We start from the raw sequence: 3,108 nt of genomic DNA on the forward strand, positions 1-3,108 counted from the left end.
TCCTTATCCACCACGCGCACGTAGTAAGCCAGCCAGTCTCTTGGCCGGAACTTACCAGGCGGCAGGGCGGTTATTTGTTTAGTGAATTGGTCTAACAGAAGGGTAGTAATGCGGTCTTTCTCTGCGGCAGTCTTGCCTTCGGTGTCGGATTTAATCGCTGCCCGGCACCGTCGCGCTACAGACCTCAGGGCATTTTCCTGTGCTGGCGACATTTTGTCTCTCCATGCAATCTATCCACACCTCACGGGCCAGGACGCAGCGCGGTATGCTCCACAGTGTCCGGCGCTTGCCAGTCTGTCCGGCGTGCTCGATAACCTCGTCGAGGTAGTCTGCGAATGATTTCTCTGCTTCCGTCATAAAACCTCCGCTCGGCCATTTTCATACAGCCATTCCGTGGCCTCCATGAATGTACCGCAACTCTGGCATTCATACTCATTGGTGAACCTGCCGTTATCACTCCAGTCATTTCCACCGCACTTACATAACAGCGTTCGAAACTGGCTTGGTTTCCTCAGATGCACGTAACCGAATTTAGAGCGCCACTGAGCCTCTCCTTCAAAGCGAAAGGCGCCAACTCGTAGCCTGTGAGGATGTCCATTGCTGAGATATTTTAGGTATACCGGTTGCTCTTCACTCATGCGACTCGCCTTTGCTGAATCGCACGCTGCCACTTCTCGTCATCCTCGCGACACTCAGCACAGCAGTAACTCGTACCCGGCTGTGATGGCTCGCCACAGTCTGCATTCCGACACACTGGCGAGGGTGGCTCCGGTGCTTTGCGATTAGCCAGTGCCACTTCAATCAGCTGCTGCTCGCGTGCTGCTGCTTCGTCTAAAATATCCGCATACATGGGGATTTCTCCGTAATTTTGACGCAAAAAAAACCACCGCTTGGGTGGATCACATTTCTTTCAGGCAAAGGACAATGCCTATCAGCATTCCGAGGCCAAGGATTATTGCGGGGATATCACCCGCCATCACCACCCGGCGCTGGCGCCGCTGCCAGCAATCGTTCGACCTCTTTTAAGGCTTCACTGCGTCTGATGGCACTGAGCGTTCCGCGAGAACCGTCGACATCCAACAGGCGATTCACTGCGGAAAATAACTCGCTCGCCATGTCGGCCGCACGGGTATCTCTGCAACAGCAAACGTCCGAAGCCAAAACTTGTATAATCGACCAGCTATTTCCGCACGCGCAGCTGTATTGAATGTGCCGAGATATATCGGCTTCATTTTGACAATTAAAAGGCAATGCCACCTTCTTCCGCCATTCTGCGTGTATACGTTTTTCACTTGGCATTTCCTTGTCCGTGATTATAGACGACTGCCTTTCAGGTGCAGTTTGAACGCCTGACGAACTGCACGTGATACTGCCCATTTTATAGCTGCGTTGGTCGTCGTCGTTGCAAAGAGTGCACACATCGTCACCTGCCATCACCTCCCGGCGATGGCGCTGCTTCAACCATGGCGTGATAAACTGGGTCGATTTTGTTAATGCCAGCGGCGTCGAAAGCTTTCTGGCCTGCGGCCCACTGTGACGGAAATGCTTTTAACGGTACCAGCTTCCACCCGTCCGGCACTTGGTAGTGCGTGATAACTGTCGCCTCCGTTCCTGGCTTCGATAGGTCAAAGTTTACATCCGGCACGCTGGCCGCTGGCGGGGTGGTGTAAAGTGGAGTTTCAACCTTGCAGCATATGGAAAAAACCTTGTCGTCACAGCACTCCTCTCTAGTAACTACTTGTCCGCTGTGATGCATGTAAGCAATGGGCTTCGCATCCAGCACCGCCAGCAGGGCGCTGGCCATCATGCTTCGCTCTCTGCTGATAGCGTTTCCTGCGATAAACTCCAGCCGCTCCCGCCCGCCGATTTGCTCGATAAGTTCGTTAATCATTTTCACCTCTCAGGCAGTCATTTGCCTTCCAGTACCCTTTTTTATGCATAAAGTCTGGCACTGACCACAGCAAGCCACTGTGCGGGTTAGAATTTTTAAGCGAGTGGACTAATCGCCGAATCAGCATGGATAATTCTTCCACCTCACCTGGCAACACGGCAGGCGGTGCGGCGGTGTAAAGAGGCTGACAAGTCCCCGTCTTGTTTTTAGTCTCAGAGAGTTTCCAGGCGTCAAGCAAGTCGCCGAACATATTCGTGGCTCGGTATCGATACGCAACAGGCTCACCCGCCGCCGCATCGCGCCGCCTTAGCTCAGCCTCTGCCTTTTCGCAGCGCGCAGTTTTAGAATCAAGAGCGCGCTTTGCCAGACTGAACTTACTTTCCATTCTCGCTATCTGCTCATCATGCTCAGCCTGTTCTGCCCGCAGCTCGTCGCGCTCACGCTCTGCTCTGGTAAAGCGCTCATGCATCGCCTGCTTTATCTTCAGGTTCAGCTCTTGAAAGCGCTTCAGCCCTTCGATCTCCAGCTCTGCCGCTTCCAAGCGTGAAACAGCATCAATCGCAGCGCCGAACATGTCGTACTGCTCTTTATCATCGTCACAGTCGTAATCGTCCTGCCAGCATGAAAGAGCATTGCGCAGCTCTTTTAAGTTTATTGTTTTCACTGCCTATCTCCCGCCGACCGCAGTCAGCCAGTTAAATCAGATGATGTAACCCACAGTCCCGCTTTAATCAGCCTGGCCCTGCGAGCAGCTGCTTCAATGCACTGCTGTCGCTTATCTTCTCCGCGCTCAGCAAGCGACTTCACGCTCACGACGATGGTCTTATTCGCCTTCGCTTTCGTGATTACCCGGCGTGGTGTGCGCACCAGCGTGTAAACCCTGTCGCGCTGTCCGGTTTCTTCGTCGATATACCAGTCGCTCGCTGATATCTCTGCTGTGGCGCTGATAAGATGGCGCTCAGCATTGAGTTGTCGATGGATGCTGCGTAGGGGTAGTTTGGTTGCCATATGCAGCTGGCGCCCGGTCATCGGCCCAGCGCTTAGCAGCCACACAATTTTCTCTTTCAGGCCATCATTGGGACCGCCACGACCCCGGCGGTACATTGCGACTTTCTTCATGATTACTCCTGCCTGATTGCGCCGCCTGCTCCCAGTCTCGGCGCCCGATAGTCAAGGAACAGCTCATCCATTTCAGTGACGATAATTTCCGGGCGCTG

At 53.7% G+C, this 3,108-nt stretch carries 4 protein-coding genes; all 4 read right to left on the reverse strand.

Annotated features, from left to right (window positions below):
* Positions 1–212, reverse strand: a 212-nt coding sequence (locus QLG07_RS02495) for a hypothetical protein (protein WP_282468391.1), incomplete at its 3' end; no start/stop codon positions are given.
* Between the two features lie 1,211 nt (positions 213–1,423).
* Complete coding sequence (locus QLG07_RS02500; RefSeq protein ID WP_282468392.1) at positions 1,424–1,891, reverse strand: hypothetical protein; 468 nt, start codon at positions 1,889–1,891, stop codon at positions 1,424–1,426.
* Positions 1,884–2,555 (reverse strand): hypothetical protein, encoded by a 672-nt coding sequence (locus QLG07_RS02505; RefSeq protein ID WP_282468393.1) that lies wholly within the window; start codon positions 2,553–2,555, stop codon positions 1,884–1,886. The genes QLG07_RS02500 and QLG07_RS02505 overlap by 8 nt, the downstream gene beginning before the upstream one ends.
* Before the next feature lie 23 nt (positions 2,556–2,578).
* Entirely contained in the window at positions 2,579–3,010 is a 432-nt protein-coding gene (locus tag QLG07_RS02510; protein WP_282468394.1) for a hypothetical protein, read from the reverse strand.
* Positions 3,011–3,108: the final 98 nt, after the last annotated feature.

This window comes from Erwinia sp. V90_4, assembly GCF_029967685.1.
GTDB lineage: Bacteria > Pseudomonadota > Gammaproteobacteria > Enterobacterales > Enterobacteriaceae > Erwinia > Erwinia aphidicola.